The organism is Pseudomonas sp. 39004, from assembly GCF_028682155.1.
GTDB classification, from domain to species: Bacteria; Pseudomonadota; Gammaproteobacteria; order Pseudomonadales; family Pseudomonadaceae; genus Aquipseudomonas; species Aquipseudomonas capeferrum.
Genome location: NZ_JANIAG010000071.1, coordinates 20,958 through 27,061, shown reverse-complemented (window position 1 = coordinate 27,061; position 6,104 = coordinate 20,958). Strand labels below are relative to the sequence as shown.

4 protein-coding genes are annotated in these 6,104 nt (G+C 61.8%); 1 reads left to right on the top strand and 3 read right to left on the bottom strand.

Going from position 1 to position 6,104, the window contains the following annotated elements; genetic code table 11:
• A partial coding sequence (locus tag NP534_RS14140; protein WP_274099119.1) for a CHASE3 domain-containing protein occupies window positions 1-3,035 on the bottom strand: 3,035 nt, incomplete at its 3' end.
• Window positions 3,036-3,283: 248 nt separating this feature from the next.
• Here NP534_RS14140 and NP534_RS14135 point away from each other — a divergent pair.
• Window positions 3,284-3,634: a response regulator gene (locus tag NP534_RS14135; RefSeq protein WP_274099118.1), complete on the top strand. Its 351-nt coding sequence runs from the start codon at window positions 3,284-3,286 to the stop codon at window positions 3,632-3,634.
• A 57-nt stretch (window positions 3,635-3,691) separates the two neighbouring features.
• On the opposite strand, the gene cobF is transcribed toward NP534_RS14135, so the two are convergent.
• Together cobF and NP534_RS14125 are read right to left on the bottom strand one after the other, a co-directional pair.
• Window positions 3,692-4,441, bottom strand: coding sequence for a precorrin-6A synthase (deacetylating) (gene cobF / locus NP534_RS14130; protein WP_274099117.1), 750 nt, complete (start codon window positions 4,439-4,441; stop codon window positions 3,692-3,694).
• Window positions 4,442-4,508: 67 nt separating this feature from the next.
• Window positions 4,509-5,798, bottom strand: a complete 1,290-nt coding sequence (locus NP534_RS14125) for an OprD family porin (RefSeq protein WP_274099116.1) — start codon at window positions 5,796-5,798, stop codon at window positions 4,509-4,511.
• Window positions 5,799-6,104 lie beyond the last annotated feature (306 nt).

Sequence of the window (6,104 nt, the reverse complement as noted above, 5' to 3'; positions counted from 1 at the left end):
TGGGACAGCTGCGATTCGACTTTGTGCAGGAACAACGTCACTTCGTCGAGCAAACGCTCAGGCGAGCGAGCGCCCTTGATGATGATCGAGCGCGAATACTTGAGCAGGTCGGCCTCTTCTTCGCGGGTGAGGTTGCGGCCGGTGTAGACGATCACCGGTGGGAATGAACGGATGTCCTCTGCGGTCATGCGCTTGAGCAGCTCGTTGCCAAGCATGTCGGGCAGTTTGAGGTCGATGATCATGCAGTCGTAGATGTTCTCGCGCAGCAGCGCCAGGGCGTCCTGGGCCATGGCCACGGCGGTGATCTCGACATCGTCGTCGCCGATCAGGCGGGCGATGCTTTCACGCTGCAGGTCGTCATCTTCCACCAGCAGGATGTGCTTGAGCTTCTGGGTCAGTTTGGCTTCCAGGCGGGCGAACACTTCCTTGAGCTCTTCGCGGCTGGTCGGCTTGACCGCGTAACCCACCGCGCCCATGTGCATGGCCGCCTCGACGCGGTCTTCGACCGAAATGATGTGCACCGGAATGTGCCGGGTGCCGGCCAGCTCCTTGAGGCGCTGCAGCACGGTAAGGCCGGAGTGGTCGGGCAGGCGCATGTCCAGCAGCACGGCGTCGGGAATGTAGCGCGCGGCCAGCTCGAAGCCTTCGTCGGCGCCCTGGGCCACCAGGCAGCTGTAACCCAGTTCGTGGGCCAGGTCGAAGAGGATCCGGGCGAAGTTCGGCTCATCCTCGATCACCAGGATGCAGCGGTTGTCGAACGGCGCCCGGTCGCGGTCATCGGCGAAGGCAAGCGCCGGCAGTTTCGGTGCCGTGGCGGTGGAAACCTTGGGCGCTGGCGGCAGTGTGTCGACCGCAGGCCGCAGGCTGAGCGCCTCGACCTCCTCGCTTTCAACCTCGTAGCGCTCCGGCACGATCAGGCTGAACACGCTGCCTTGGCCCGGGCTGCTGTCGACGCTGATCTGCCCACCCAGCAAATGCGCCAGGTCGCGGGAAATCGACAGGCCCAGCCCAGTGCCGCCATAGCGGCGGTTGCTGCTGCCGTCGACCTGGTGGAAAGCGCCGAAGATCGCCTGTTGCTGGTCGGCGGCGATCCCGATGCCAGAGTCGCGGACGGCGAACACGATGCCGGTGCCGGCCTGGTAGCTGATGGTCATGTCGACCTGGCCGTGGTCGGTGAACTTGATGGCGTTGGACAACAAGTTCTTGAGAATCTGCTCCAGCCGTTGCCGGTCGGTGAACAGTGTCACCGGCACTTGGGGTTCGAGCTTGACCTCGAAGACCAGCCCCTTTTGCTCGGCCAATGGCAGGAACATGCCGCGCAGGCCTTCGACCAGGCGCACCAGCTGGGTGGTTTCTGGTCGCACTTCAAGCTTGCCGGCCTCGACCTTGGCGATGTCGAGAATATCGTTGATCAGGTTGAGCAGGTCGTTGCCGGCCGAATAGATGGATTCGGCGAACTTGATCTGCTCCCCGCTGAGGTTGCCCTCGCCGTTTTCCGCCAGCAGCTTGGCCAGGATCAGCGAGCTGTTGAGCGGCGTGCGCAGCTCGTGGGACATGTTGGCAAGGAATTCGGACTTGTACTTGCTTGAACGCTGCAGGTCGTCAGCACGGGCCTGCAGCTCTTGCTGGGCCTGGCTGAGCTCGTCGTTCTTGCGGTCCAGGGCATCGGTGCGTTCGGACAACTGCTCGTTGGTCTGCTCCAGTTCGGCCTGCTGGGTCTCCAGGTGGGCCTGGGACTCCTTGAGCACGCGGGACTGTTCTTCGAGCTCTTCGTTGGCGGTTTTCAGTTCTTCTTGCTGCACTTGCAGCTCTTCGTTCAACTGCTGGGTCTCGGCCAGCACTTCCTGCAGACGCTGGCGATAACGCGCACTTTCGATGGACATGCCAAGGTTGCCGCCAACCCGCTCCATCAGCTCTTCATCGCGCGCCTGCAACGGGCGCAGGAACCCCAGTTCGATCACGCCGTTGATCTGCCCATCATCGGTGGCTGGCATCAGCAGTGCGCTGCGCGGCAGGCCATTGCCAAGGCCGGAACTCAGGCGGTAATAGTCGTCGGGCAGGTCCTCCAGGCGCAACAGCCGGCCTTCACGCACGGCCTGGGCCAACAAGCCATCGTGGTCGCCCTTGATCTGCTCGCGGGCCTGCTCTTCGGCACTCAGGCCATAGCTGGCCACACGCACCAGGCTGCCGTGCTCGTCGCGTACATATACCGCGCCGACCACGCTGCCCAGGGCCGTCGCGAAGAAGCGCAGGATGTTGTCGCCGAGCATCGGCAGGGTCAGTTGCCCCAGCACCTGCTGGGCCAGCTGGGTCTGGCCGTTGCGCAGCCAGGCCTGGTGTTCCAGACGCTCGGCGGCGCGCCGCTGGGCCTCGAGGTTTTCCGCGTAGCTGCTCGACAGCGCCATGAGGTCGCGGCGCCCGAGGTAGGCCAGCAAGGCACTGAGGCCGACGATGAGCAGCACGAAGGCCGAGATCGCGGTCACGGTGACCGAGCTGACTTTCTCGTTACGGGCCATGCGCAGTTGCTGCTCGGTGCTGATCAGGCCGTCGAATTCCTTGCGGATTTCGTCGGTGATGCGCTTGCCCCGCCCGTTGCCGATCGATGCCTTGTAGTCGCCCTGGTCGCGGCGCAGGGTAATCATCTGGGTGCCGAAGTCGTTCCAGGCCTGCTGCAAGGCCATCAACCGGTCGATACGGTCAACCTGCTGCGGGTTGTCCTCGACCATGCTGCGCAAGCTTTGCAGGCTGCCGAGAATTTTAGGCTTGGCCACCTCGTAGGGGTCGAGAAAGCGTTCGTCGCCGGTGATCAGGAAGCCGCGCATGCCGGTTTCCATGTCGATCGACAGTTTGACCGTCTCGTTGGCATTGCCGATCACCCGATCGGTATGCTCGACCCATTGCATGGCCGAGAGCAGGTAGTTGATCACCGCGACAAACGCCACGGCCCCCAGAAGCCCCACCCCAAGGGGCAGGCCGACGTTGCGGCTCAACAGCTTGCGGAAGCTTTGCTGGTCTATCGAGGCTGCTTGAATCATGTGATGACGCCCGAGCGAAAAAGTCCATTAAGAAGTGTGGCGAAAAGACCGTTATTATTGCCTGCCACTGTGCTCACTGATAACAGCGAGTCTAACCAGCTTTGCCGAGCCTGGCAGGGCATTTAGCCAGTATTTGAAGGCTGGGTTTGCCAATCGTTCCATCTGATTGCAAGGATCGGTATCCTCGGGAACTTCTGCCGGCGTGCAGCGTACAGATTAAAGACATTCATTTGCACAGGAACCCAACCATGCACCTTCTGGTAGTCGAAGACGACGACATCGTACGCATGCTGATGGTCGAAGTGCTCGGCGACTTGGGCTACGAAGTCATCGAAGCGCAAGACGCCACAACCGCCTTGCAGGTGCTCGAAGATGCTTCGCAGGCCTTGGCGCTGATGATGACGGACGTGGGCCTGCCGGACATGCGCGGCGAAGAGCTGGCGCACCATGCACGCGCACTGCGCCCGTTGCTGCCGGTACTGTTTGCCAGTGGCTACGCCGAGAACGTCAACGTACCAGAGGGCATGCACATGATCAGCAAGCCGTTCGGCATTGACCAGTTGCGCGACAAGGTCATGCAGATACTGAGCACCCCCTGAACCCTGCGCGCGCTCTTCGCGGGCCACCCGCGAAGAGGCCCATTCCCCCGCAATCGATTACAGCGTTCGGCGCAACAGGTAGGTGTCCATGATCCACCCCTTGCGCAACCTCTCCTGCGCCCGCACCTGCAAAATCCTCGCCTTCACCGCCCGCAACGGCCCGGCAATCAGCACCTCGTCCGCGGTCCCCAGGTAGGCTCCCCAGTAAATCATCAGTTCAGGGTCATCGAGCGCGGCAAACGCGCCCTGCCCGTCGAGCATCACCACCACATTGTCGATGCGCGCCTGCTCGGCCAGGCGGCGCCCTGGCAGCACGGTCAGCGGTTCACCGATTCGGTTGAGCGGCACCTGATGCCGAGCGGCCAGGGCCTGGACGCTACTGATGCCGGGGATCACCTGCAGGCGCACTGCCAACCCGCCTTCGCGGACAAGGTCGAGAATGCGCAGGGTGCTGTCGTACAGGCCAGGTTCACCCCATAACAGAAAGGCACCGGTTTCGCCGACAGCCACCTCGTCTTCGATCAAGCGGGCATACAGCGCGGCGCGCTGGCGGTGCCAGTCCTGCACCGCGCCCACATAATCCGCCGCCTGGCCGTCGCGCGAAGGGTCGGCCACCTGCACCAGCCGGTAGCCACCCTCCGGTCGATAGCGCTCGAGAATCACCTTGCGCAAGCGCACCAGTTCGTCCTTTTGCGTGCCCTTGTCGAGCACGAAGAACACGCTGGCGCGACGTAGCGCCTCGACGGCTTCATAGGTGATCTGACGCGGATCACCCGGGCCGATGCCAATCAACAACAGGTCTTTCATTGCCCTGCCCTTTGCCACTACCCGTGGCCATTCTCGGCCAGCCATGGGTCTTTGGCAAAGCCACCGGTTAGAAGATGGAGAAGTTGTAACTGACGATGACGCGAGTCTCGTCCATGTCACGTGCCCACTTCTCATAGTTGCTGCGGTAAGTGGAGTTGCGCAGACGCACGCTGACATCCTTGAATGTGCCACTTTGCACCTGGTACTTGAACTCGGTGTCGCGTTCCCATTCCTTGCCTTCGCCCGTGCTGCCCGGGACCTTGATATGGTCGCCATTGATGTAACGGGTGAGGAACGTCAGGCCAGGAACGCCCAGCGCTTTGAAGTCATAGTCATAACGCAGTTGCCAGGAACGTTCCTGGGCGGCGGCGAAGTCGTTGACCTGGGCGTAGTTGACCAGATAAGGGTTGCTGCCATCCAGATACGGCATGGCGCTGTCACCGTACATGCGCTGCCAGCCGGCACTGACCTTGTGGCCCCCCAGGCTGTAGCCGAGCATGCCGCTGAAGGCACGGTGGTCGATGGCGCCTGCGCGGGCATTGCCGATGTCGTCGCTCTTGATCAGGCGCAGGTCGGCCGACAGGCTGCCCACCGCCAGCGGCTGGCTCGCCACCAGGCCGAGAAAGTGCTGGCGATAGATGTTCTCCAGTTTGGCCACCTGGTACTGGGCACTGACACGGTCGCTGAAACGGTAGTCGAGGCCCGCCAGGTCGAAGTGGTCGGCTTCGATATCGCAGGCATAGCGCTTGTTCTTGCAGTGCACGCGAATGTCCTGGCGGTCGGTGGAGTCCCGTGCGGTGTACTTGTTCAGGCGCGCCAGGGTGAACTTCAGGTCGTGTATTTCTTCCGAGGTCAACAACGCCCCATGGAACAGGGTGGGCAGCAGGCGGCCATCGTTGTATTTGATCAGCGGCATGTCCGGCATCATCGAGCCGTACTTGAAGACTGTGTTGGACACTTTGACCTTGGCCGCCAAGCCCATCTTCGCGTATTGATCCGCCGAATGCCGCGGGTCGTGGCCAGAGGACGGCAGCAGGCCGCTGTTACTGTCCGCCGGGCTGGAATCGAGCTTTACCCCGAACAGGCCGATAGCATCAACGCCAACGCCTACCGGCCCCTGGGTAAAACCGGACTGCACATTGAGGATAAAGCCTTGGGCCCACTCTTCGCGCTTGGAGGCGCCCTGGCTGGAACTGCTGTGGCCATCACGGAAGTCGCGGTTGAAGTAGACATTCCGCGCTTCGACCTTGGCGCTGCTGTCTTCAAGAAAACCGGCGGCCTGGGCATTGACGCCGGCACACAAAAGGAACAAGCCGGCAACACGGCGCCCAGGGGCGTGAGGGAGGGGGGCAAACATGCGTGGAAACATCCAGAAAGAAAGGCAAAAAACAACCTGCAGCAAACACCTGCTGCGGTACTGCGACACGCCCGAACAGTCGCCGGGCATCATCTGAAATGATCGCGCAAAGGCTCTGGCTCAGGCCATTGGACCTTGGTCTAGAACCGTTCGCGATGGCCCTCGAACCCCTCACGAAATAGCGCCCGGAAAACCTTTAAAGTTCCGTGCTTACTTATAAAAAGTTTGCAGTTTACCCAGTAGCGATGAATGACTACACTCGATGTCAGCGAACAGCGGAACCCACCCCGTGGCCGGCGTTTTGTA